Consider the following 22,858-nt stretch of genomic DNA (forward strand, 5'->3'; position numbering starts at 1 on the left):
GACCCGTCGCGGCAAGGAAGAAGAAGCAGACCGGTAAGCATCCATTCAGGCTAACACCTCGACCTGTCGTCCACTCAGGCGGAATGCGTCCCGTCGCCGGGCGGCGGCCCGAGCAGCGACTCGACGAACACGACGGTGATGTTGTCACGCCCCCCGCGGGCAATGGCCTCGTCGACGAGGGCGTCGGCGACATTCCCCCGGCCCTCGGCCGCGTCGGTGTGGGCCGCGAGCACCCGGGTGATGTCGTCGGAGTCGAGTTCCTTGGTGAGCCCGTCGGAGCAGACCAGGAAGGCCTGCCTGCCGGTCGCGGACAGCAGCCACACGTCGGTGTCGACGAACTCGTCGGCGCCGATGGCCCGGGTGATCACATTGCGCTCCGGGTGCTTCTCGGCGGCCTCGGCGGTGATCAGCCCGGCGTCGACCATCTCCTGCACGGCGGAATGGTCGACGCTCAGCTGCTCGAGCGCGGATCCGTCCCAGGTGTAGATGCGGGAGTCGCCGACGTTGAACGCCATCCAATGGAATCCCTCGTTCTCCCCCGCGTCGACGAACGCCACCCCGGCCAGGGTCGTTCCCGAGACGGCCGCGCCGATATCGTCGACGGCGCTGAGGTCGCGCACGGCGTCATTGGACGAGTGGATGGCGTCGAGGATGCGCTCAGGGGTCGAGGGGACATCCGCTTCGATGTGTTCGTCGAACACCCGGATGACCGTCTGGCTGGCGAGGTCCCCGCGGGCGTGGCCGCCCATCCCGTCGGCGACGAGGAAGACCGGGCACTGTGCCATGACACTGTCCTCGTTGACCGCGCGCACCGAGCCGACGTCCGACCGGGCGCTGAACACCAACCGGACAACCCCGGTGGGAAGCATGAGCACGCTCTCGCCATTCACAACCACGTCTACCCCAGCGTTCGTCACGGGTCCTCCGGTCAGGTCCCGCGGCCCCTGGCGGGGGCGCGAATGTCCCACCGTATCAAGAGTTTCGAGCCCGTCCCGCGGGCGGCATCACTCGTCCGCGTAGTGGGGCATCTCTTCGGCCAGGGTGTGGCCGCGCTTCCGGGCGTCGGAGCGCGCCTTGATCACGCTGGCGATGGTCGCCACCGCCATCGACCCGAGGATGACGCCGAGTGAGGTCCAGGTGTCGATCTCCGGGGCCCAGGCAAAGCCCTCGCCGCCGTTGATGAACGGCAGCTCGTTGGTGTGCAGCGCGTGCAGCACGAGCTTGACGCCGATGAAGAACAGGATGAACGCGATGCCGTACTTGAGGTACTCGAGGCGTTCGAGCAGGCCGCCGAGCAGGAAGTACAGCTGCCGCAGGCCCATCAGCGCGAAGATGTTGGCCGTGAACACGATGAAGGGGCTGGTGGTGATGCCGAAGATCGCCGGGATGGAGTCGAGCGCGAAGATGAGGTCGGTCGTGCCGATGGCGAGGAGCACCACGAGCATCGGGGTGAAGATCTTCTTGCCGTCGACCCGGGTGCGCAGCTTCGACCCGTCGAACTCGGCGGAAATCCGGATGTGCTTGCGGAGGAAGCGGATGATGCCGCTCTCGGACTCTTCCAGGTCCTCTTCCTTCTGGAAGGCCTGGCGCACCGCGGTGTAGAGCAGGAAGGCGCCGAAGATGTAGAAGATCCAGCTGAAGTTCTCGATCAGCTGGGCGCCCAGCAGGATGAAGATTCCGCGGAGCACGAGCGCGATGATGATGCCCACCATCAGCGCTTCCTGCTGGTACTTCCGGGGCACGGAGAACCTCGCCATGATGATGACGAAGACGAACAGGTTGTCGATGCTCAGGCTGTACTCGGTGAGCCAGCCGGCGAGGAACTGGCCCGCATGCTCCGCGTCGCCCAGCACGAGCATGAGCAGGGCGAAGACCAGGGCGAGGGCGACGTAGAACGCCACCCAGAGGCTCGCCTCGCGAATCGACGGGACGTGCGGGCGCTTGAAAACGATGAGCAGGTCGGCGATGAGGATGACCGTCAAGACGACGAGCGAGCCGATTTCGAACCAGATGGGGAGAGCGAGATCCACGAGGGCCTTTCACTGTGGTGGGATGCTGCACGGGGTGCTGATGACAGCACGGAACCCGAAAGTCTCTCCCGCACCTGGAAAAAAGATGCCACCGTGCCCGGGGCCCCGGCGTCGCGGCCCGTATTGACGATCACGGCATAGGACCCGAATCGAGTCCAGAGGGATACTCCCCTTCACTCCGAGGAGTCTACCGGATGCCCGGCGGCACGGCTTGCCTGCTGCGCGCTCGCAGCCTCCACACTCGCGGCCTCCACCCTCGCGGCCTCCACCCTCGCGGCCTTCACCCGAGCCGTGATGCACGCCCTTTACACTCAGTGGAGCGTCACAAGCGCTCACGCTGTCGTGATTGACGGCATCCGCACCGCGTCGAACCACCAGTTCAACGATGAACGAAAGGCAACATCCGTGCTCGCACTCTTCAAACCCTCCGGAGCTCCCGGACTCGAGCTGGTCGACCGGCCCGAACCGCGCACGGGCGACGACGAGGTGAAGATCCGGGTGTTGCGCACCGGGATTTGCGGCACCGACCTGCACATCGAGTCCTGGGACTCCTGGGCGGCCGGTACCATCAGCCCGCCGATCATCCCCGGCCACGAGTTCTACGGCGAGGTGGTCGAGGTCGGCTCCCAGGTGCGCGACGTGCACGTCGGCGCCCGCGTCTCAGGCGAGGGCCACATCGTCTGCGGCAACTGCCGCAACTGTCGCGCCGGCCGCCGGCAGATGTGCATCCGCACGCTCAGCGTCGGCGTCAACCGCGACGGCGCCTTCGCCGAGTATGTGGTGATCCCCGAATCCAACGTCTGGGTGCACCTCGAAGACATCGGCCCCGACCTCGGCGCGATCTTCGATCCCTTCGGCAACGCCGTGCACACCGCCCTCAGCTTCCCGCTCGTCGGCGAGGACGTGCTCATCACCGGAGCCGGCCCGATCGGCCTGATGGCCGCCGCCGTCGCCCGGCACGTCGGCGCGCGTTTCGTCGTCGTGACGGATGTCTCCGAGCCGCGGCTGGCGCTCGCCCGCCAGATGGGCGCCGACCTCACCGTCAACGTCGCCGAGTCACGGATCGCCGACGCGCAGCGCACGCTCGGCATGCGCGAAGGCTTCGACGTCGGCTTCGAGATGTCGGGCCACCCGGGCGCGCTGCCCGAGATGATCACCAACCTCAACCACGGCGGCCGCGTCGCGATGCTCGGCCTGCCGAGCGCGCCGATCGACGTCGACTGGGCCAGGGTCGTCACGCACATGCTCACGATCAAGGGCATTTACGGCCGCGAGATGTACGAGACCTGGGTGGCCATGAGCGCCATGCTGCAGTCCAGTGAATGGCTTCGCGACGCCCTCTCCTCCGTCATCACCGACCGCTTCCCCGCCGCACGCTGGCAGGAGGGCTTCGACGCCGCCCGCGCGGGCACCGGCGGCAAGGTCGTGCTCGACTGGAGCGCCCTCTAAGCCCGCACGAACCGGCCTCCCGGCCGACTGCCCCTGGTGGCCCCCTCGCGGGCCCTCGCTACCCCATCACCCCAAGGAGATCCATGTACGGCACCATGAAGGCCCAGCTGCAGGGCTCGCTCGACGACATCCGCGCCGCCGGCCTGTTCAAGAACGAGCGCAGGCTCGCCTCGGCCCAGTCCTCGCACATCCGCACCGGCGGCGCCGAGGTGCTGAACTTCTGCGCCAACAACTACCTCGGCCTGGCCAACCACTCCGACATCGTCGCCGCGGCGCAGACCGCCATGGACGACTGGGGCTTCGGCCTGGCCAGCGTGCGCTTCATCTGCGGCACGCAGGAGCTGCACATCGCGCTCGAGGCCCGGGTCTCCGAGTTCCTCGGCACCGAGGACACGATCCTGTTCTCCTCCTGCTTCGACGCGAACGGCGGCGTGTTCGAGACGCTGTTCACGGCCGAAGACGCGATCATCTCCGACGAGCTGAACCACGCCTCGATCATCGACGGCATCCGGCTCTGCAAGGCCTCCCGCTACCGGTACAAGAACCGCGACATGGCCGACCTCGAGGCGCAGTTGATCGCGGCGAAGGATGCCCGGCAGCGTCTCATCGTCACCGACGGCGTCTTCTCCATGGACGGCTATCTCGCGCCGCTGCAGGAGATCTGCGACCTGGCCGACAAGTACGGCGCGCTGGTGATGGTCGACGACTCCCACGCCGTCGGTTTCATCGGCGAGCACGGGCGGGGAACGCCGGAGCTGGCCGGCGTCGAGCGCCGCGTGGACTTCACCACGGGCACCTTCGGGAAGGCCCTCGGCGGGGCATCGGGCGGCTACGTCAGCGGTCACAAGGAGATCATCGACCTGCTCCGCCAGCGCGCCCGCCCGTACCTGTTCTCGAACACCGTGGCGCCGGCGGTCGTGGCCGGCACCCTCAAGGCCCTCGATCTGGTCGACGCCGGCGGGGAGCTGCGCGCGCGTCTGGGCGAGAACGCGGCCCTGTTCCGCCGCCGGATGAGCGAAGAGGGCTTCGACCTGCTCGAGGGCGAACATCCGATCATCCCGGTGATGTTCGGGGACGCCGCCCTCGCCGCCCGCGTTGCCGACCGGATGCTCGTCGAGGGCGTCTACGTGACCGCGTTCAGCTACCCGGTGGTGCCGCACGGCAAGGCTCGCATCCGCGTGCAGCTCTCGGCGGCCCACACGCCCGACGACGTCGAGGCCTGCGTCCGCGCCTTCGTCGCCTCCCGCGAAACCGCCTAAAGCCCCCTGCATCCTCGCCGAACTGTGAGTTTGGCACCTTCCCGGGCCCCACGAAGGTGCCAAACTCACAGTTCGGCGGAGGGGGTGGCGGCGGAGGGGGTGGCGGCGGTCGAGGGACACGGTAGACAGAAAAAAGCCCTCCCGCTGGTGGCGAGAGGGCTTCGTTGTGGTGACCCCAGCGGGATTCGAACCCGCGTTACCGCCGTGAGAGGGCGATGTCCTAGGCCGCTAAACGATGGGGCCGTTTTTGCAACTTACCGAGTATGCCACACGGGAAGGGGCACCTCCAAACCGAGCGCCTAGGCGCAGATCAATAAGGCTCCAGGCTTCACGTCGACCTGCACCGGCAGGGGGCCGACCCGTTCCCCGTCGGCATAGGCGATCACCCCAGGGCCCTCGATCCGCACGCTCCGGCAGCGCGTCAGTTCCACCTGCGGCAGGTGCGTATGCGTTCCGGAGAATACCTTCGGGAACACGCGCAGCAGGCCAAGCCGAGACAGCGGCTTAACGATGAACAGGTCGAGCAGTCCGTCGTCGATGACGGCGTCGGGGGCGATCAGCATGCCCCCGCCCATGGACGTGTTGTTGGCGACGGAGATGAGCATCGCACTGAGGTTGCGCGGCACGCCGTCGACCGTGACCCGGTATGGGATCGGCCGGAACGTCGCGAGTTCCCGGAGCATGGCGAGCGTGTACCGGCTCTTCCCCCTGGGCCGGCGCATCCGGTTGGCTCGCTCGTTGACGTTGGCGTCGAAGCCCGCGGACAGCACACCGACGTACCAGGTGGTGAGGTCGCCGTGCCGCACCAGGACCGCGTCGATCGCGCGGGGCGGCCGGGTGATCGCCGCCAGCAGGTGACGGATGGCCGCTTCGGTGTCTTCGAGGGGAAGCCCCAGCCCCCTGGCGAAGTCATTGCCGGTTCCGCACGGAACGATCGCGAGGGGCAGGGACGTGCCGGCGAGCTCGTTCACGCCGAGGCTCACCATCCCGTCTCCACCGACGACGACGAGGAGGTCGACGCCGCCGGCAATGGTGGCCTGGACCTCGCGTCGAAGCAGGTCGATGTCGACCTCGGTCAACTCGGTCACGTCATGGCCCAGCTCGCGCAGCGCCGCCACGACCTTCGGACCGACGTCGCGCCGGCGCCCGAAGGACGCAAACGCGTTGATGGCTACGGCAATCCGCAGAACGGGGTGTGGCATATCTCGAGTGTGGCGGTTCCCGCGCTCCGCGCCGACGCCCCGCTGGAGCGTGTTGCGCCGGTGTCGGATTGGGTATTAGCTCAGGGGATGAAACTGACCAAGCTGGAACACGCCGCGCTCACCCTCGAGGTCTCCGGAAAAAGGCTCTTCATCGATCCGGGCTCCTTCACGACGGCCCTGACCGACACGGCGAATGCGGCCGGTGTCGTGATCACCCATGAGCACACCGACCACTGGACCCCGGAGCAGCTGGACCGCATCCTCGCGATGAACCCCGACGTCCCCATCTACGGCCCGGCGGGCGTCGCGGCCGCAGCGACCGGCTACCACGTCACGGTCGTCGGCGACGGGGACACGGCGGAGGCCGGCCCGTTCACGCTGCGTTTCTTCGGGGCGCAGCACGCGGTCATCCACGAATCCATCCCGGTCGTCGACAACGTCGGCGTGCTCGTCAATGACGAGTTCTACTACGCGGGAGACGCCTTCACCATTCCGGAGGGCGTGCAGGTCGGCACCCTCGCCGTGCCGGCCGGCGCGCCCTGGATGAAGATCTCCGAAGCGATGGACTACGTGCTCGCCCTCAAGCCCCGGCGGAGCTTCACGACCCACGAGATGGTGCTCTCCCGGGCCGGCAAGGACCTCTCGAACGCCCGGATCAAAGGCGTCACCGAACACGGCGGCGGGGAGTTCTTCCCGCTCGAGCCGAACGAGTCGCTCGAGCTCTACCCGGTCTGTGGCTAACTCAGGAGATTCCGTCGGGTCGGCCACCGCGACCGCGTGATTCCGCGGGCTCGCCCCAGCCAGCTCCCGATTCTCCTGAGTTTGCCACAGGGCGCCCGCCGTGCCTTCGAGCCCGCCGGGATCGGCGCCGGCATCCGTCATCGCCGCCTCCGTCTGTGGCTAACTCAGGAGATTCCGTCGTGTCGCCGACCGCGACCGCGGGATTCCGCGGCGCCGCCCCGGCAATCTCCCGATTCTCCTGAGTTAGCAACAGGGTGCAGCCCTGTCACGCGGCCGGAAAAGGGCGCGCAAGCCGGTCCGAGCCAACTGCAGGACGGTGCGGGCGTCTACTCGCGCAGACCGAACCGGGCGTGGATGGGGTGCATCCAGCGCGGCGCCCACCACAGGTTCCGCTCCAGCGAGGTCATCACCGCCGGCACGAGCAGGGTGCGCACGAGGGTGGCATCCAGCAGCACGGCCACGGCCAGGGCCACGCCGATCTCCTTCATCTGCATCAGCTCCCCGGTGGCGAATCCCGCGAACACAAGCACGATGATCAGACCGGCCGAGGTGATGATCCGGCCCGAGCTCTGCAGCCCGGTCTCGATCGCCAGCCGCGTGCTCTCCCCCTGCTCGTAGTGCTCCTTGATCCGGGAGAGCAGGAACATCTCGTAGTCCATGGCCAGGCCGAAGCCGAAGGTCAGCACGAGTGTCAGCACGAGGGCATCGACGCCGGCGACATCGTCGGCGTTGAAACCCAGCACACCGGCGAGGTTGCCCTCCTGGAAGCCCCAGACGAGCACGCCGACGGCCGCCCCGAGGGAGATGACGCTGATCCCCAGCGCCGTGAGCGGGATGACCACGGACCCCGTCATCAGGAAGAGCAGGGCGAAGGTGGCGACGAAGACGATGAGGGCGGCCCACGGCGCCCCGCGCACCAGGGAATCGGTGTAGTCCACGGAGGCGGCATCCGAGCCGCCCACCCAGTTCTCGAAGTCGGGACGGTCCGCCCGGATTTCGCGCACGATATCGGAGCCCTGGTGTCTCTCGACCTCCACCCGGGACACCTTGTACCCGTTCAGCTCGACCGGAGCGGAGACATCCGTGACGCTCGGGATGGCCCGGACCTCTTCGGCCCAGGCCGCGGCGCCGGCCTCGTCGGTGTCGGACACCAGCTCCACCTGCGCCGGGGTCGCGAGCGGGAAGTGGTCCTCCAGCGCCGTCAGGAATTCGTACTGCGACGATGACGCCGGAATGACGTCATCCGAGGTGCTCGCCACGTTCAGGGCCAGCGCGGGGCTGCCGAGCAGCAGCAGGCCCACGATCCCGGCCAGCGCGACCAGCGCGGGCTTGAGCTGGATGCCGCGGGTGAGCTTCGAGAAGAAGCCCTCGCGCGGCGCGACATCGCCGAACCGGCTGAGCAGCCCGCCGAGACCGGGGATGCGCGTCATCAGGCCGGGCTTCAGCAGCCGCTCGCCGAAGTACCCGAGCAGGGCCGGCACCAGCACAAGGCCGGTGAGGATCGCGATCAGCACCACGGACACGGCGCCAACGGCGATCGCCCGGATGATATTCGGCTCGAACACGAGCAGCCCCGCGGTGGCGATCGCGAAGGTCAGGCCCGAGTAGAGCACTGTGCGCCCGGCGGTGTTCACGGTCGCGCCGACGGCCTGCAGCATCAGTTCGTGGCGATCGAGTTTGGCCAGGTCCGGGGCCGTGCGGGCCCGGGCGACCAGCGCCCGGAACTCCTCGCGGAATCGGCTGACGATCAGCAGGCCGTAGTCGATGGAGAGACCGAGGCCGATCACGGTGATCACGTTCATCACAGTGATGTCGATCTCCATCAGGTACGTGAACGCGTAGAGCGACCCCAGGGCGCCGAGGATCGAGGCGATGGCCCCGATCAGCGGGATGCCCGCCGCCAGGAAGCCGCCGAAGATGATCAGCATGACGAGCAGCGCGACCGGCAGCGCGATCAGTTCGCCCTTCTGCAGGTCTGCCTCCGCCACCGCGACCAGGGATTCAACGATGAGCGGACTTCCGCCCACCTCGACGGTGGCGTCGGTGTCCTGGGCGCGGATCTCGTCGGCCGCCGCGTCCAGGCGGTCCTCCACCTCGCGCAACAGGCTGTCACTGAGCGCCCCGTCGGTCGTCTCCATCGACGCGGTCAGCAGGAGCCCCGTGCCGTCGTCGGCGAGCAGGGGGGCGGCGGCCGGATTCGGCGAACCGCCCGGCAGCGCGGGGATCGCCAGCGGGTTGACCACCTCGGTGACGCCGTCGATGGCCGCCAGGTCCGAGGCGGTGTCCGCCAGGGTCGCCTGCAGCTCGGCGGACGCCGGGTCGACGTTGTAGACCAGCAGCTGGAGTGCCTCCGTGCCGGCGCCCTCGGCGTTCTCGGTGAGCCGCGCGGCCTCGGCGGCTTCGCCGTCCACCGACGGGCCGGAGCTGCCCAGCCGATCGAACAGGCTCTCGCCGGTGACCCCGACCAGTGCCGTCAGGGCGCACGCCGTGAGCACCACCGCCCACGCAATCAGGGTGATGAGCCGGTGGCGTGCAACGGCGATTCCCAGGCTGCGCAGCATTCTTTCGCTCCTTCGTTCGTCGCGCGGTGGCGCTGGCCAGAATACTCCCGCGAGCACAGGCGCCGACGAGCGAGACGTCCGGACGGTTCCCGGGCTCCGTTACCGCCGAATCTGCTCCTTCGCGGCAGTCGGGCGGGCCCGGTGCCGCCTGGCGCGACGGTGCCGGTTGACCTGGTGCACCGCCTCGACCAGGGGCGCCCCCACCGCCGCCGCGAGAACCGCCACGGTGAGAAGCGGCGCGGGGGGCACGGACAGCGCCAGGAAGTCGCCCAGGGGCGGCAGGAACACGAGCACTAGCCCGAGGTGCATGGCGACCAGCAGCAGGATCCGGAATCCCCCGAGCGGCCGGATGAGAACGTTCAACACCCACAGCCCCACGAGGGTCAGCGCGATCACCGAAGCCGACTGCGTCTCTTCGGCGCTGTACCCGCCCTGAACGCGGCTGTAGACCACGACCACGATCACGACCAGGCTCACCGACAGCCCGAACGGCACGCACGCGGCGGCGGCACGCCGCAGGAACCCCGGCAGGTACCGACGCTTGTTCGGCTTCAGCGCGAGGAAGAGTGCCGGGATGCCGATGGTCAGCCCGTCGACGACGGCCATTTGCCTGGGCAGGAACGGGAAGGGCCACAGCAGCAGACCGAAGACGAGCGCCAGGACGATCGCGTATACCGTCTTGGTGAGGAACACCTTCGACAGGAGTTCGATGTTGGCAATGACCTGACGGCCTTCGGTCAGCACCCGCGGCAGGCGGGAGAACGCCCCGTCGAGCAGGACCAGGTTGGAGACCGCCCGCGCGCTCGCGGCACCGCTGCCCATGGCGATGCCGATGTCGGCCGTCTTGAGCGCCAGCACGTCGTTGACGCCGTCCCCGGTCATCGCGACGACGTGTCCGGCGCTCTGCAGGGCGAGCACCATGTCCTTCTTGTGTCGGGGCGTCACCCGGCCGAAAGCGTCGTGGGCCTCCAGCACCCCCGCGAGCAGGGCGGGGTCGGCCGGCAGGTCGCGGGCATCGAAGGCGTTCCCGGTGAGGCCGACCGACCGGGCGACCGCGGCGACCGTGCGCGGGTTGTCGCCGGAGAAGATGCGCAGCCCCACGCCCTGCTCCCGGAAGTACTCGAGCGTTTGGGCGGCATCCGGTCGGATCTTCTCCCGGAACGCGATGATCGCAACGTGCCGGACTCCGGCGGGCAGCACCTCGGCCGTGGCTTCCTCCAGGGTCAGGGGACGAGGGCTGTGCGCGAGCAACAGCGTGCGGAGCCCTGCGGAGGCGAGTTCGGCAGAGAGCCCGGCCGATTCGGCATCCGGATCGGCTGTCAGTATGTCCGGGGCCCCGAGCACCCAGCTTCCCGCCAGGTCTCCGTCGGTGAAACTGGCCGCGCTCCATTTTCTGAGCGACGAGAACCCGATGGTCTGCGCGGGCGTCGTTCCCGGCTCCGCCGCGAAGCGGGTGCCGAGCGCCCTGGCTGTGACGTTTGCGTTCGGGTCCGAGGCGAACCAGCCCAGCGCCCTGTCCCAGCCGGCCGGGGGTTCCGCGCCGAGGGGCACGACCCGGTCGAGGACCAGGCCGCCCTCGCTCAGGGTGCCCGTCTTGTCGAAGCAGAGGATGTCGACGCGGGCCAGGCCCTCCACCGCGGCCAGCTCCTGCACCAGCACCTCGCGCCTGGCCAGCTTCACCGCGGACACGGCGAAGGCGACGCTCGTCATGAACACGAGCCCCTGGGGCACCATGCTGACGATGCTGGCCACAGACCCGAGGAGCGCCTCCCGCCACGCGCCGCTGCCGAGTGCTTCGTCCCAGCCGCCCGCCGCCTGCATCTGCCCGTTCACGACGACCGCGCTGACCGGGATGAGCGCCCAGCTGATCGTTCTCACCACGCCGTTGATCACGGTGCGCAGCTCGGAGTTCACCAGGGTGAACCGCCGGGCCTCGGCGGTGATGCTGTTCGCGTAGGAGTCCGCCCCGACCCGCACCACCCGTGCGGCGCCGTGCCCGCCGACCACGAACGATCCGGACAACACCTCGCGGCCGGCTTCGACCATGACCGGATCCGCCTCGCCGGTCAGCAGCGACTCGTCTATTTCGAGACCCTGCCCGCGCAGGATGACAGCGTCGGCCGGCAGCTGGTCGCCGGGCCGGAGCACGAGGGTGTCGTCGAGCACGACGTCGCCCCGGGCTGCCTCGACTTCGACGCCGTCCCGGAGCACCCGGGTCCGCGGGCTGTTCAGCAGCGCGAGCCGATCGAGGGTTCGTTTGGCCTTGTACTCCTGGGTGACCCCGATGAGCACGTTCGCGATCACGAAGAAACCGAAGAGGGCATCCTGCCAGTAGCCGAGGACGACAAGCAGCAGGAAGCTTCCCCCCACCACGGCGTTGAACAGGGTCAGCAGGTTGGCCTGGAGGATGCGCGCAAGGCTGCGGCTGGTATCCATCGGCATGAGATTCGTGAGGCCCGCTGCCGTGCGCAGGGTGACCTCTGCCTCGCTGAGGCCCGCCAGTGCAAGCCGCTGCGGGTCAACGGGAGGCAGTTCGGCCCGGGCCGCAGCCGGTTCGTCCACGGTTGCGGCCTGCGCGGTGCGCCTGTGCCGTGAACCCGTGGACCGCATGGCCCCGAGTGTAATACGGCACGCGGAATACGCCCGGATGGGCAGAGAGCAAGCCCCGGCACGCGCGTCGCGCGCGACGCGCCGGGGCTTGGGCGACCGTGCCGGGCGGATGTCACCCGGTGCGAAATCAGGCGGCGACGAGCGTGCGCCAGTCGGCCAGTTCCAGGTTGTGGGCTTCGGCAACCGACCGGTTGGTCACTCGGCCGGCGGCGACGTTCAGGCCCAGGGCGAGAGCGTCGTCCCGCTCGAGCGCGACCTTCACGCCGAGGCCGGCCAGCGCCAGCGCGTAGCGGAGGGTGACGTTCGTCAGCGCGTACGTCGACGTGTTCGGCACGGCGCCGGGCATGTTGGCGACGCAGTAGAAGATCGAGTTGTGCACCGTGTAGGTGGGGTTTTCGTGCGTCGTCGCACGGGTGTCGGCGAAGCAGCCACCCTGGTCAACGGCGATGTCGACCAGCACGGAGCCGGCCTTCATGCGCGAAACGAGGTCGTTCGTGACCAGCTTCGGGGCCTTCGCACCGGGGATGAGCACGGAACCGATCACCAGGTCGGCATCCGTCACGGCCAGGTCGATCTCATAGGAGTTGGACGCGACGGTCTTCAGCCGGCCCGCGTACTGCGCGTCGAGCTGGCGAAGGCGGTCGATGTTGATGTCGAGGATGGTGACATCCGCGCCGAGGCCGAGGGCCATGGCGGCGGAGTTGGTGCCGGCAACGCCCGCGCCGAGCACGACGACCTTGGCCGGGCGCACTCCGGGGACACCGCCGAGCAGCACGCCCTTGCCTCCGGCCGGGGCCATCAGCGACTGGGCGCCGACCTGAACGGCCAGTCGACCGGCGACCTCGCTCATCGGGGCGAGCAGCGGCAGCGCGCGGTTGGCGGTCTGCACCGTCTCGTAGGCGATGGCGGTGACGCCGGCTTCGATCAGGGCCTGGGTGAGCTCCGGCTCGGCGGCCAGGTGGAGGTACGTGAAGAGGATGAGGCCCTGGCGGAAGCGGGGGTACTCGGAGGCAACCGGCTCCTTGACCTTCATGACCATGTCGGCCCGGGCCCACAGCTCGTCGGCGGAGTCAACCAGCTCGGCGCCGGCAACGAGGTATTCCTCGTCGGAGATGTGCGAGCCGATTCCGGCGCCCGTCTCGATCAGCACGGTGTGGCCGTTGGCCAGGAACTCGTGCACTCCGGAGGCGGTGATCGCCACGCGGAACTCGTTGTTTTTGATTTCCTTGGGAACACCAATGATCATGGCCGACTCCGTTGTTCGGTGAAATTGTTGAGGTGGGGGCCGCGAGCCACACCGTGACGGCGTGGAGCAACTGAGGACCAAGCGTAGGAGCAGGATTCATCGCCCTTCCTGGTGCAGAAGGGGCCCATCTGCCCCCGCGCCGGCGAAATCCGCGAAGACCCACGGAAGCCGCCCCGGAGCCACTCGACAAATGTCGAGCCGGCGGGCGCCAATCGTCGCCTCGTGTCCGCTGCGAGGCCCGCCCGGGCCGTAGCATTAGCCCATGAACAGCGCGGATATCGAGGAGCTGGTCGAGTCCCTCGCCACCAGCCTGGACCGCGCTTTGTCGCTCGAAGACGTGGGCGGCGTGCTCCTCGCCTACAGCCGCGACCAGCCGCTCGCCGACCGGGTGCGGGTGAACTTCCTGCTGAGCAAGAAGGTGCCGGAAGACGTCAGCGCCTGGCAGCTCCAGCACGGCATCGCCACCGCCGTTCAGCCCGTCGTCGTTCCCCCGAATGAGGCCCTGGGCATGCTCGGCCGGGTGTGCGTGCCGTTGATGGTGCGCGGCTTCCGCGTCGGATACCTGTGGGCCCTGCAGGGCTCCACCGACGAGTCCCCGGCCGAAATCCTCGACGCGCTGCCGGCCGTGCGTGCGCAACTGGACCACCTGGCCGACCTGCTGCTCGACACCAACACGGCCGAATCCGAACACCGGAGGCAGCGCGAGGCCCAGTTCCTGGCCGCATGCGCCGGGGATCCCGCCGCGGTCGAGGTCATCGCCGGCTGGCCTCAGGTTCACGCCACCGGACCGTGGCATCTCGCCGTCCTGATGGAGCAGCCGGATGACGCGGCGGCGGCCCGCGAGGCGGCGGCGGACCCGGCCGCCGGGCTGTTGCTGCAGAGAATCTCCGCCCTGCAGGCGACGGTTGGGATCGACGCTGCCCGGTTCAGCGCCGGCACCGAGACCCACGCGGTCGTGCTGCTCCGGGACCTGCCGGGCAAGCTGGTCCACGCCGACATCGTCGGCCGGTACGGCGCGGAGGCGACCCGGCGCGGAGGCAAGCCGCGGCGCCCCGACCTGATGGGTGTCAGCGAGGTGTTCCACGACCTGCGCAGGCTCCCCGAGGCGTACGCCCAGGCCCGCAGGGCGGTGCAGGCCGCAGCGGTCGACGGCTGGCTGGGGTCGATCGCTGACTACCGCCGGATCGGCGTGTACCAGTTCCTGGCCGCGAGCAGCCGCAACCTCTCCCCCAGGGAATCCGTCTATTTCGCCGAGCTGCAGGATTTCGACGTCAACCGGGAGCTCCTGCCGATGCTGGAGTTGCTCTATGACACGGGCGGCTCCGTGCAGGATGTGGCCACCGAGCTGCACCTGCACCGCAGCAGCATCTACAACCGGTTGGCGAAGATCCGCTCGCTGATCGGGGCGGATCCGCTGGCCGGCCAGGTACGCCTGGAGCTGCACCTGGCGATGAAGGCCCATCGCTGGTCCCGCCGCCCCCGCATCTAGCGCCGAACTGTGAGTTTGGCGCCTTCGTGGGCGCGGGAAGGCGCCAAACTCACAGTTCGGCGAGGGGTGACCGGTGATCGAGCAGCTGGTGATCGACCACCGGTTGGGATGCGTTAGCGAACGAGCGCGGCCTTCTCGGCGCGGGCTTCCGCCTTCCACTCCTCGATCCGGGCCTGCTGCAACGGCGCCTTGCGGTTGACGTACCAGGCGGCACCGAGTCCGAGGAACCACAGCGGGGCGACGATGAGCGCGAGGCGCGTGTCTTCCGCCTGGCCGAGGGCCCAGAGCATGAAGCCGAAGAAGCCGAGCACGACCCACGGCATGACTCGGGCGCCGGGCATCTTGTACTTCGATGCGGCGTGCAGCTGCGGACGGCGGCGGAGGAACGCGATGTAGCTGACCATGATGATCGACCAGACGAACATCGTCAGCACAGACGCGACCGAGGTGACAAGCGTGAAGGCACCCATGAACGAGTCACCCGTGTACAGCAGCACCAGGCCGGCCAGCAGGAAGATGCACGAGAACAGCAGGGCGTTCCGGGGCACCATGTGGCGGCTCAGCTTGCCGAAGGACTTCGGTGCGTTGCCGTCCTGGGCGAGGCCGTAGACCATGCGCGAGGTCGAGTAGATGCCGGAGTTGGCGCTCGATGCGGCTGATGTCAGCACCACGAGGTTGATCACGATCGCCGCGATGCCGAGGCCGGCCAGGGTGAACATGCCGATGAACGGGCTGCTGCCGGGGTCGATCGTGCGCCACGGGTTGACGGCCATGATGATGACGAGCGCGCCGACGTAGAAGAGCAGGAGTCGCACCGGGATGGTGTTGATGGCGCGCGGCAGGTTCTCTTCCGGGTCCTTCGTCTCCGCGGCTGCCGTGCCGACGAGCTCGATGCCGGCGAAGGCGAAGATGGCGATTTGGAAGCCGAGCACGAAGCCGGCGACGCCGTGCGGGAACATCCCGCCGTCGTTCCAGATGTTCTCGAGGCTCGCAACGGCACCGGAGGGCGACGTGAAATGGGTGGCGATCATCACGATGCCGGTGACGATGAGGGCCAGGATGGCGACGACCTTGACCAGGGCGAACCAGAACTCGGTCTCGCCGAAGGCCTTCACGCTCGGCAGGTTGAGAAGGATCAGCACGACCGGCGTGAGCAGGGCCGGGATCCACAGGGGCGTTCCGGGTGCGAGCACGTTGACGTAGCCGGAAATGGCCACGATGTCCGCGACTCCGGTGACAACCCAGAAGGCCCAGTAGGACCAGCCGGTGAAGAAGCTCGCCCACGGGCCGAGCAGGTCGCCGGCGAAGTCGCTGAACGACTTGTAGTTGAGGTTCGAGAGCAGGATCTCGCCCATGGCCCGCATCACGAAGAAGAGCATGAAGCCGATGATCATGTAGACGAAGATCACGGACGGCCCGGCGAGCGAGATGGTCTTGCCTGCGCCCATGAAGAGGCCGGTTCCGATGGTGCCGCCGATGGCGAGCATCTGGATGTGGCGGCGGCTGAGCGAGCGGGCCAGGTGAGGTTCTTCGCTGCGGCGGTTCTGTGCTGCGGGCGCGGTGCTTGTGGCTCCGGATGCCGCGGTCGTGCGTTCGGACATGTGGCTTCTTCCTCATCGCGAGTTGAACGAAGCCGCAGACAGACGACGACCATGTCAACCGCGTTGGAGCCCCCACGAGTGTGAGGGCCGTTACAACGGTGGTTCTGAAGTAACGACACTAGGTCAGCGTTTTCCCGGCCCCGAGCCGGCACGTGCCCCTGTGAGCATCCGCCGGGTCTGTAGGTGCCCGTTATCTGCCCGTTATACGGATTGCGGCGCTCGCGCGGTCTGCCCGTCCTCGACAGGTGTCGCGACTTCGCGCGTCATCTGTCGCCGGATGTCCCCGGCCCGGTCATTCATTCACGACGGGGTGGGACGATTCAGCGGGGCGCGAACGCGGCGTGGAAGATCGCCCGCGCTCGCCGGGCGACCTCTCGCCGGTCCCCCGGTTGCCTGCGCGCGAGAACGTCGGCCAGCATCGACACCGCGAGCAGCACATCGGCCGCGTCCACCACAGTGCTGATGCGACCGGCCTCCCGCTCGCGGGCGACCATCCGGTCGGCGACGTCGCGGACGCGATCTTCGAGGTGCGCGACCCGGGGATCGTGCGGGTGGACGGTGATCATGTCGATGAACGCGGTTGACACGAGAGCCTGCTCGATCACGAGATCGAGAAGGTCGTCGAGCGTGCTGTCCGGACGGTCGACGAACTCCTCGAGCTCGAGGATGTTCTCGTCGAAAACCGCCACGGCGAGCGCGGTGCGGTCAGGGAAGTGCCGGTAGAGGCTGCCCTGCCCAACCTCGGCCCGGCGCGCCACCGCGCTGAGCGGCGCGGCGAAACCCTCAGTTGCGAAGACCTCTCGCGCGGCGGCGATCAGCGCACGACGATTGCCGGGCCCCGCACTCGGCCCACGATTCTCTTTCCTGCTCACCGTCACGGGTGTAGCGTACTACCGGACAGCGTTGTCCGGTCTTACACCGAGTAGAAGGAATGCCTCGAATGACATCAGCTCCAGCCCCCCTCACCGGCGACTCCTCCGTCGGCGCCTGGCTCGACCACCCGGTCGGCGGCCCGATCCTGCGCGATCTGCTCGCCCAGGGCGGCCAGAGCGCTGACGTGCTCAGGCCGGTGCGCAAGCTCGCCCTCAAGCGCCTGGTGAAGCTGAGCAAAGGCAGGTTCCCTGCCGACCTGATCGACGAGCTCGTGCGCCGCGTCGCAGCGGGCGACGTCCCCGCCTCGGCCGGGTCCTCCGCCGCCGTCGCAGCCCCCGACGCCGTCCCCGACGCAGCCCCCGAAGCCGTCCCGACGATCGAGAGCCCCGAGTGGGTCGAGCGCATCGACAACGGCCGGTTCTCCGGCAAGACCGTCATCGTGACCGGCGCCGGCTCCGGCATCGGCCGGGCGACGGCGTCCCGCGTGGCCCGCGAGGGCGGCCGCGTCATCGCCGTGGACATCTCCCAGGAGCGCCTCGACGAGTTCGTAGCTGAACTGCCCGCCGCCGACATCGTCCCGGTGCAGGGGGACATCACGGATGACGCCGCGGTCGCACGGATCGTCGCCGCCGCCGGAGACACGATCGACGGCCTCGCCAACGTCGCCGGCATCATGGATGACATGACCCCGGTCGCCGAGATGTCCGACGCGGTCTGGAAGCGCGTCTTCTCGGTCAACGTCGACGGCACGATGAAGCTCATGCGCGCCGTGATTCCCGCGATGCTCGCCCGGGCGACCGGCTCAATCGTGAACGTCGCCTCCGAGGCCGCGTTACGCGGCTCCGCGGCCGGCGCCGCCTACACGGCGTCGAAGCACGCCGTCGTGGGCCTGACCAGGAGCAGCGCGTTCATGTACGGCCCCAGCGGCCTCCGCATCAATGCGGTCGCCCCCGGACCGGTTATCACGAACATCGAGGCCCACTTCGGCTCGCCCCTGGGCGGGCGGCGCGTGCGCGACGGCATGGCCGTGATGCCTGACGCCGTCGAGGCCGACGCCCTCGCGGCATCCATCACATTTCTGCTCAGCGACGACGGCGTGAACATCAACGGTGTGACGCTCGCGAGCGACGGCGGCTGGTCGGCTGCGTAGGAAGGCGGACCGCGGATGCACGCGGGCGTGCGGCATGAACTGCGAGCTACGGCCCTGTCCCCGTGATGGCCCTGTCCCTAGGATGAGGGCATGGCGATGCCTGTCCTGGCGACCAAGCTCTTCATCCCGCGGCTCCGGCCCGGAGCGGTTCCGCGACCGCGCCTCGTGGAGCGTCTGCGTGAGGGGCTCCAGTCCGGCCGAAAGCTGACGCTCATCTCGGCCCCGGCCGGTTTCGGCAAGACCACGCTGCTCAGCGAGTGGATCGCAGATGCCCAGCGACGGGACCCCGGGGTGCGGGTCGGCTGGCTCTCGCTCGACGAGAGCGACAACGACCCGTCCCGCTTCCTCACCTACCTGGTCGGCGCCCTGCAGCGGGCCGATCCCGGTATCGGCTCCGAAGCGTTGCCCCTGCCGCTGCCCTCGTTCGAACCGGCGCTGACGGCCCTGATCAACGACGTCGCCCGGAGTCCGCAGGAGATCATCCTGGTGCTCGACGACTTCCAGCTGATCGAGGAAGAGACGATCCGCGATGCCCTCGTCTTCCTGCTTGATCACCTGCCGTCGAACCTGCACCTGGCCATCGCGAGCCGTAGCGATCCGCTTCTCCCCGTGGCGCGGCTGCGCGCCGGCGGTGAGCTCACCGAGTTGCGTGCGGCCGACCTGCGCTTCACGCCCGACGAGGCCGCCGCCTTCCTGAACCGCATGGTGGACCTGGAGCTCTCGGCCGACGACGTCGCCGCGCTCGAGGCCCGCACCGAGGGCTGGATCGCCGGCCTCCAGCTGGCCGCCCTGTCGATGCGGGAACGTTCGGATGTGTCCGGCTTCATCCAGGGGTTCACCGGAAGCAACCGCTTCGTGATCGACTATCTCGCCGAAGAGGTTCTGCAGCGTCAGCCCGATCATGTCCGCGAATTCCTGCTTCGCACCGCAATACTGGACCGGCTCAGTGGCCCCCTCTGCGATGCCGTGACCGGGCAGAAGGGAAGCAGCGAGGTGCTGGAGTCGCTCGAGCGGGGCAACCTCTTCGTCGTTTCGCTGGACGACCGCCGCCACTGGTACCGCTATCACCACCTCTTTGCGGATGTTCTCCGGGCGCGGTTGCTGAGGGACCGACCCGATCGCGTAGCGCACCTCCACAGTCTCGCCAGCGAGTGGCACGAGCGGAACAACCTGCCGGAGGACGCCGTCACGCATGCGCTGGCGGCAGGGGATTTCGGGCGGGCGGCGAGAGTGATCGAGGGTGCCATTCCCGCGATTCGCAAGAGCCGGCAGGATGCCACTCTGCTGCGCTGGTTGACGCTGCTGCCGAAGGACGTCATCGACCGCAGGCCCGTGCTGGGCGTCTACCGCGCGTGGTCCTCGCTCGCCTCCGGTGACGTCGAGGCCGTCGAACCCCGACTGCGAGTGGCCGAGAAGGCGCTGGCTGCCACGACCGATGACGGCACCCCCGCGCACGACTCAGCCGCCGGTGACGAACTCCGGATGCTCCCCGTGACGATCGCCGTGTATCGGGCAGCCGTGGCGCAGGCGCGGGGGGATGTGGCCGGAACACGGGAACAGGCTCAGCGAGCCCTGGACCTCACGGAACCCGACGATCATCTCGGGCGCGGCGCGGCAGCCGGCTTTTTCGGGCTCGCGGCCTGGGCCACCGGTGACCTCAAGGCCGGCGTGCGGGCCTTCGGGGAGGCCAGAACCAGTCTGCGCCTGGCCGGCAACCTGGCCGACGTGCTCGGGACCACGCTCGTGTTGGCCGACATGCTCGTTCCGCTGGGGCGGCTGCGGGAAGCGCAACGGTCATTCGAGCAGGCGCTGCAGCTGGCGGCCGAGCAGGGCGAGCCGCCCCCGCAGTCAACGGCCGACCTGCACGTCGGGATCAGTGAACTGCTCCGGGAGCAGGGAGAGCTGCCCACCGCGGTGGAACACCTGGCGGCGAGTGAGGCGCTGGGCGAACATGCCTCGTCGCACGAGAATCGGCATCGATGGTTCGTTGCGATGGCTCGAATCCGGCAGGCCGAGGGAGACTTCGACGCAGCCCTTGGCCTGCTCAGCACGGCGGAGCGCCTGTACTTGCGGGGATTCTTCCCGGAGGTGCGCCCGATCGCCGCGATGAAGGCTCGGATCTGGATTGCGCAGGGGAGGCTCGCCGAGGCCCTGGCCTGGGTCAACGACCAGGGCCTGTCAGCCGCGGATGACCTGACCTACCTGCGCGAGTTCGGGCACATCACCCTGGCGAGACTGCTGATAGCGCAACACTGGTCCGATCTGCAGAAGGGATCCATCCACGAGGCACTGGGACTGCTGAATCGGCTGCTCGAGGCGGCGGAAGCCGGACACCGCGTGGGAAGCGCGAACGAGATCCTGGTCCTGCAGGCGCTGGCGCACGCGGCGCAAGGTCACACTCCCCTGGCGCTCCAATCGCTGGAGCGAGTTCTCGTCCGGGCCGAGCCGGAAGGCTATGTCCGGCTTTTCACGGATGAAGGCGCCCCCATGGCGGTGCTGCTCCAGGCGGCCGCCGCCAGGGGAATCGCCCCGAACTATGTGGGTCGACTCAGTCGGACCTTCGTCCACGGCGAGGGCGCGACGATCCAGCCCATCCCGGAAGCACTGAGTGAACGCGAACTGCACGTGCTCCGGCTGCTGGCGACCGAGCTCAGCGGCCCCCAAATCGCCCGGGAGCTCTACGTTTCGCTCAACACCCTGCGCACCCACACCAGGCACATCTTCGGCAAGCTCGAGGTGAACAGTCGCCCGGCGGCCGTGCTGCGCGCGGAAGCGCTGGGTTTGATCCAGCACCTCGTTTGACGGAGCACCCCCGCGCGCACAATCACCACATCGATCACCACACAGGGTGATGCCGCGTCACCACATGTCTCCGTAGGTTCGGGTCGTGCTCAGTCATCCGCCTGGGCAACTCAGAACATCGGAGAGCCGCCATGAGCATCACAACGTCCACCCTCACCCGAGCGGCCGCCATCGCCGCCGCCCTGTCAGGGCTGATCTACATCGTCATCCAGTTCATCCATCCCGGCGACGAGGTCGACTCCCTCACCACCCAGGCCTGGGTGAGCGTGCACAGTCTCAGCTTCGGCATGGCCGTGCTCGGCGTGATCGGCATCACGGGCATCTACCTTCGCCAGGTGCGACAGTTCGGGCTGCTCGGTCTGATCGGCTACGCGATGTTCGGTCTCTTCTTCATCCTGCAGTCGGCCTTCGTCTTCGCCGAGGCGTTCATCGCGCCGTTGATTGCCGTTGACGCTCCGCAGCTCGCCGAGGACTTCGTCGGCCTCTTCGGCCGGCACCAGGCCGTGACCGACCTCGGTCCCCTCGCCGCGCTCCCCCTGGTCGGAGCCGGTGTCTACGTGGTCGGCGCCATCCTGTTCGGTGTGGCCATCCTCCGCGCGCGGGTCCTGTCACGCGGAGCCGGCATCCTTCTCATCGCCGCCGCGGCGGTGACGCCCATTGCCGGTGCGCTGCTGCCGCACACCCTCGAACGAATGGCCGCCATCCCGATGGGCCTGGCCTTGATCTGGCTCGGGTACTCGCTCTGGTCGGATCAGCGCAGGCTTGCAGCCCAGACGTCCTCCGGCGAGCAGGCCTCCCGCCTCGACCGGACGCCGGCAATCTGACGACGACGGATGTCCCGTGCGACGCGAAAGGAGGAGCGCGATGAGTGAGCGAAACCCGATGCCATGCGGGCACGGCCGACTCGATCGGTATGAGATTCGCCTCCAGGGGCAGCTCGATGAGAGCTGGAGCGACTGGTTCGAGGGCTTCACCCTGGCCAACGAGAGCGATGGAACGACCACCCTCACGGGCCCGGTCACCGATCAGGCCGCGCTGCACGGGCTGCTCCGACGTGTCGGCAACCTGGGCGTGACATTGATCTCGGTCAACGTGTTGAGGAGCAGACAACCATGACGAAAGACATCGCGACTGCCGCGCTAAACCGCGGCAATCGAACCAGGGGCCCTCGAGGGCAGTGGCTGGCGCCCGCCGGGTTGATCCTCCTCGCTCTCATCCCGGTGCTCGCCGGGGCGGCGCGACTCACCGAGCTGACCGGCGGGGCCGTCGCGACCCCGCAGAACGCCCGGTTCCTCGACTCCCCCGTGCCCGTCGTGACGCACATCGTGAGCGTGACCGTGTACAGCCTGCTCGGGGCATTCCAATTCGTGCCCGCTCTGCGTCGCCGCAGGGGCGGCTGGCATCGCCTCGCCGGGCGCATCCTCATCCCCGCCGGCCTGCTCGCCGCGCTCTCCGGCATGTGGATGGCGGTCTTCTACCCACACCCGCCCGGAGACGGCGCGATCCTTCTGGTGCTTCGGCTGGTCTTCGGGTGCGCGATGGTGGCCAGTATCGGGCTCGGGATTCGCGGGATTGTGCGCCGGGACTTCATCGGGCACAGCGCATGGATGACCCGCGCCTACGCGATCGGGGTGGGGGCCGGCACCCAGGCCCTGGTGCTCATCCCCCAATCGATCATTTTCGGCTCTTCCAACGAACTCTCCCGAGCCGTGTTCATCGGTGCCGCCTGGCTGATCAATCTCGCGGTAGCCGAGTACGTCATCCGTCGGCGCGCCAGGCCGGCCCGAAATGCTTTCAGTCCCTCGACAACCGCACCCCTGATAACCACACCCTAAAAGAAGGAGT

17 protein-coding genes and 1 tRNA gene are annotated in these 22,858 nt (G+C 68.5%); 9 read left to right on the forward strand and 9 right to left on the reverse strand.

What is annotated here, in order from left to right:
• Positions 1-74 precede the first annotated feature (74 nt).
• Together BLQ39_RS09910 and BLQ39_RS09915 are read right to left on the reverse strand one after the other, a co-directional pair.
• Positions 75-890: a PP2C family protein-serine/threonine phosphatase gene (locus BLQ39_RS09910; RefSeq protein WP_256332737.1), complete on the reverse strand. Its 816-nt coding sequence runs from the start codon at positions 888-890 to the stop codon at positions 75-77.
• A gap of 114 nt (positions 891-1,004) precedes the next feature.
• Positions 1,005-2,030, reverse strand: a complete 1,026-nt coding sequence (locus BLQ39_RS09915; RefSeq protein ID WP_092323661.1) for a TerC family protein — start codon at positions 2,028-2,030, stop codon at positions 1,005-1,007.
• Between the two features lie 405 nt (positions 2,031-2,435).
• Between BLQ39_RS09915 and tdh the strand changes: the two genes are divergently transcribed.
• Both tdh and BLQ39_RS09925 read left to right on the forward strand, forming a co-directional pair.
• Positions 2,436-3,479, forward strand: coding sequence for an L-threonine 3-dehydrogenase (gene tdh, locus BLQ39_RS09920; protein WP_241986995.1), 1,044 nt, complete (start codon positions 2,436-2,438; stop codon positions 3,477-3,479).
• Between the two features lie 83 nt (positions 3,480-3,562).
• Positions 3,563-4,738 (forward strand): glycine C-acetyltransferase, encoded by a 1,176-nt coding sequence (locus BLQ39_RS09925; RefSeq protein WP_092323664.1) that lies wholly within the window; start codon positions 3,563-3,565, stop codon positions 4,736-4,738.
• A 167-nt stretch (positions 4,739-4,905) separates the two neighbouring features.
• On the opposite strand, the gene BLQ39_RS09930 is transcribed toward BLQ39_RS09925, so the two are convergent.
• A tRNA-Glu gene (locus tag BLQ39_RS09930) sits at positions 4,906-4,981 on the reverse strand.
• Positions 4,982-5,037: 56 nt separating this feature from the next.
• Positions 5,038-5,940 (reverse strand): diacylglycerol/lipid kinase family protein, encoded by a 903-nt coding sequence (locus BLQ39_RS09935; RefSeq protein ID WP_092323665.1) that lies wholly within the window; start codon positions 5,938-5,940, stop codon positions 5,038-5,040.
• 87 nt (positions 5,941-6,027) lie between these two features.
• On the opposite strand from BLQ39_RS09935, the gene BLQ39_RS09940 reads away from it, so the two are divergent.
• Positions 6,028-6,681, forward strand: coding sequence for an MBL fold metallo-hydrolase (locus tag BLQ39_RS09940; RefSeq protein ID WP_092323667.1), 654 nt, complete (start codon positions 6,028-6,030; stop codon positions 6,679-6,681).
• 326 nt (positions 6,682-7,007) lie between these two features.
• Here BLQ39_RS09940 and BLQ39_RS09945 read toward each other — a convergent pair whose 3' ends face one another.
• From BLQ39_RS09945 to ald, 3 genes are all read right to left on the reverse strand, one after another.
• Complete coding sequence (locus BLQ39_RS09945; RefSeq protein WP_092323668.1) at positions 7,008-9,242, reverse strand: MMPL family transporter; 2,235 nt, start codon at positions 9,240-9,242, stop codon at positions 7,008-7,010.
• Between the two features lie 99 nt (positions 9,243-9,341).
• Complete coding sequence (locus tag BLQ39_RS09950) at positions 9,342-11,852, reverse strand: HAD-IC family P-type ATPase (protein ID WP_092323670.1); 2,511 nt, start codon at positions 11,850-11,852, stop codon at positions 9,342-9,344.
• 127 nt (positions 11,853-11,979) lie between these two features.
• Complete coding sequence (gene ald, locus BLQ39_RS09955; protein WP_092323671.1) at positions 11,980-13,098, reverse strand: alanine dehydrogenase; 1,119 nt, start codon at positions 13,096-13,098, stop codon at positions 11,980-11,982.
• A gap of 262 nt (positions 13,099-13,360) precedes the next feature.
• On the opposite strand from ald, the gene BLQ39_RS09960 reads away from it, so the two are divergent.
• Positions 13,361-14,587 (forward strand): PucR family transcriptional regulator, encoded by a 1,227-nt coding sequence (locus tag BLQ39_RS09960; protein ID WP_092323673.1) that lies wholly within the window; start codon positions 13,361-13,363, stop codon positions 14,585-14,587.
• A 113-nt stretch (positions 14,588-14,700) separates the two neighbouring features.
• Here the strand turns inward: BLQ39_RS09960 and BLQ39_RS09965 are convergent, their stop codons facing one another.
• A complete protein-coding gene (locus tag BLQ39_RS09965; protein WP_092323674.1) occupies positions 14,701-16,188 on the reverse strand; it encodes an amino acid permease in 1,488 nt (495 codons plus the stop codon).
• A gap of 320 nt (positions 16,189-16,508) precedes the next feature.
• Entirely contained in the window at positions 16,509-17,060 is a 552-nt protein-coding gene (locus BLQ39_RS09970; protein ID WP_256332738.1) for a TetR/AcrR family transcriptional regulator, read from the reverse strand.
• A gap of 68 nt (positions 17,061-17,128) precedes the next feature.
• Between BLQ39_RS09970 and BLQ39_RS09975 the strand changes: the two genes are divergently transcribed.
• The 5 genes from BLQ39_RS09975 (at position 17,129) to BLQ39_RS09995 (ending at position 22,848) form a co-directional block, all read left to right on the forward strand.
• Complete coding sequence (locus BLQ39_RS09975; RefSeq protein WP_092323677.1) at positions 17,129-18,211, forward strand: SDR family NAD(P)-dependent oxidoreductase; 1,083 nt, start codon at positions 17,129-17,131, stop codon at positions 18,209-18,211.
• Between the two features lie 90 nt (positions 18,212-18,301).
• Entirely contained in the window at positions 18,302-21,013 is a 2,712-nt protein-coding gene (locus BLQ39_RS09980) for a winged helix-turn-helix domain-containing protein (protein ID WP_092323679.1), read from the forward strand.
• A gap of 131 nt (positions 21,014-21,144) precedes the next feature.
• Complete coding sequence (locus tag BLQ39_RS09985; RefSeq protein WP_092323680.1) at positions 21,145-21,837, forward strand: hypothetical protein; 693 nt, start codon at positions 21,145-21,147, stop codon at positions 21,835-21,837.
• Between the two features lie 40 nt (positions 21,838-21,877).
• Positions 21,878-22,129, forward strand: a complete 252-nt coding sequence (locus tag BLQ39_RS09990) for a DUF8691 family protein (protein WP_198414451.1) — start codon at positions 21,878-21,880, stop codon at positions 22,127-22,129.
• On the forward strand, positions 22,126-22,848 hold the full coding sequence (locus BLQ39_RS09995) for a DUF2306 domain-containing protein (RefSeq protein ID WP_092323682.1): 723 nt from the start codon (positions 22,126-22,128) through the stop codon (positions 22,846-22,848). Before BLQ39_RS09990 ends, BLQ39_RS09995 begins: the two co-directional genes overlap by 4 nt.
• The last annotated feature ends 10 nt before the right edge of the window (positions 22,849-22,858 follow it).

Source organism: Cryobacterium psychrotolerans (assembly GCF_900101115.1).
Lineage (GTDB): Bacteria > Actinomycetota > Actinomycetes > Actinomycetales > Microbacteriaceae > Cryobacterium > Cryobacterium psychrotolerans.

What these genes read in the sequence shown, in the direction of transcription:
- BLQ39_RS09925 (WP_092323664.1), top strand. Translation starts at nt 3,563, where the DNA reads ATGTACGGCACCATGAAGGCCCAGCTGCAGGGCTCGCTCGACGACATC.
- BLQ39_RS09935 (WP_092323665.1), bottom strand. Translation starts at nt 5,940, where the DNA reads ATGCCACACCCCGTTCTGCGGATTGCCGTAGCCATCAACGCGTTTGCG.
- BLQ39_RS09940 (WP_092323667.1), top strand. Translation starts at nt 6,028, where the DNA reads ATGAAACTGACCAAGCTGGAACACGCCGCGCTCACCCTCGAGGTCTCC.
- BLQ39_RS09945 (WP_092323668.1), bottom strand. Translation starts at nt 9,242, where the DNA reads ATGCTGCGCAGCCTGGGAATCGCCGTTGCACGCCACCGGCTCATCACC.
- BLQ39_RS09950 (WP_092323670.1), bottom strand. Translation starts at nt 11,852, where the DNA reads ATGCGGTCCACGGGTTCACGGCACAGGCGCACCGCGCAGGCCGCAACC.
- ald (WP_092323671.1), bottom strand. Translation starts at nt 13,098, where the DNA reads ATGATCATTGGTGTTCCCAAGGAAATCAAAAACAACGAGTTCCGCGTG.
- BLQ39_RS09960 (WP_092323673.1), top strand. Translation starts at nt 13,361, where the DNA reads ATGAACAGCGCGGATATCGAGGAGCTGGTCGAGTCCCTCGCCACCAGC.
- BLQ39_RS09965 (WP_092323674.1), bottom strand. Translation starts at nt 16,188, where the DNA reads ATGTCCGAACGCACGACCGCGGCATCCGGAGCCACAAGCACCGCGCCC.
- BLQ39_RS09975 (WP_092323677.1), top strand. Translation starts at nt 17,129, where the DNA reads ATGACATCAGCTCCAGCCCCCCTCACCGGCGACTCCTCCGTCGGCGCC.
- BLQ39_RS09980 (WP_092323679.1), top strand. Translation starts at nt 18,302, where the DNA reads ATGGCGATGCCTGTCCTGGCGACCAAGCTCTTCATCCCGCGGCTCCGG.
- BLQ39_RS09985 (WP_092323680.1), top strand. Translation starts at nt 21,145, where the DNA reads ATGAGCATCACAACGTCCACCCTCACCCGAGCGGCCGCCATCGCCGCC.
- BLQ39_RS09990 (WP_198414451.1), top strand. Translation starts at nt 21,878, where the DNA reads ATGAGTGAGCGAAACCCGATGCCATGCGGGCACGGCCGACTCGATCGG.
- BLQ39_RS09995 (WP_092323682.1), top strand. Translation starts at nt 22,126, where the DNA reads ATGACGAAAGACATCGCGACTGCCGCGCTAAACCGCGGCAATCGAACC.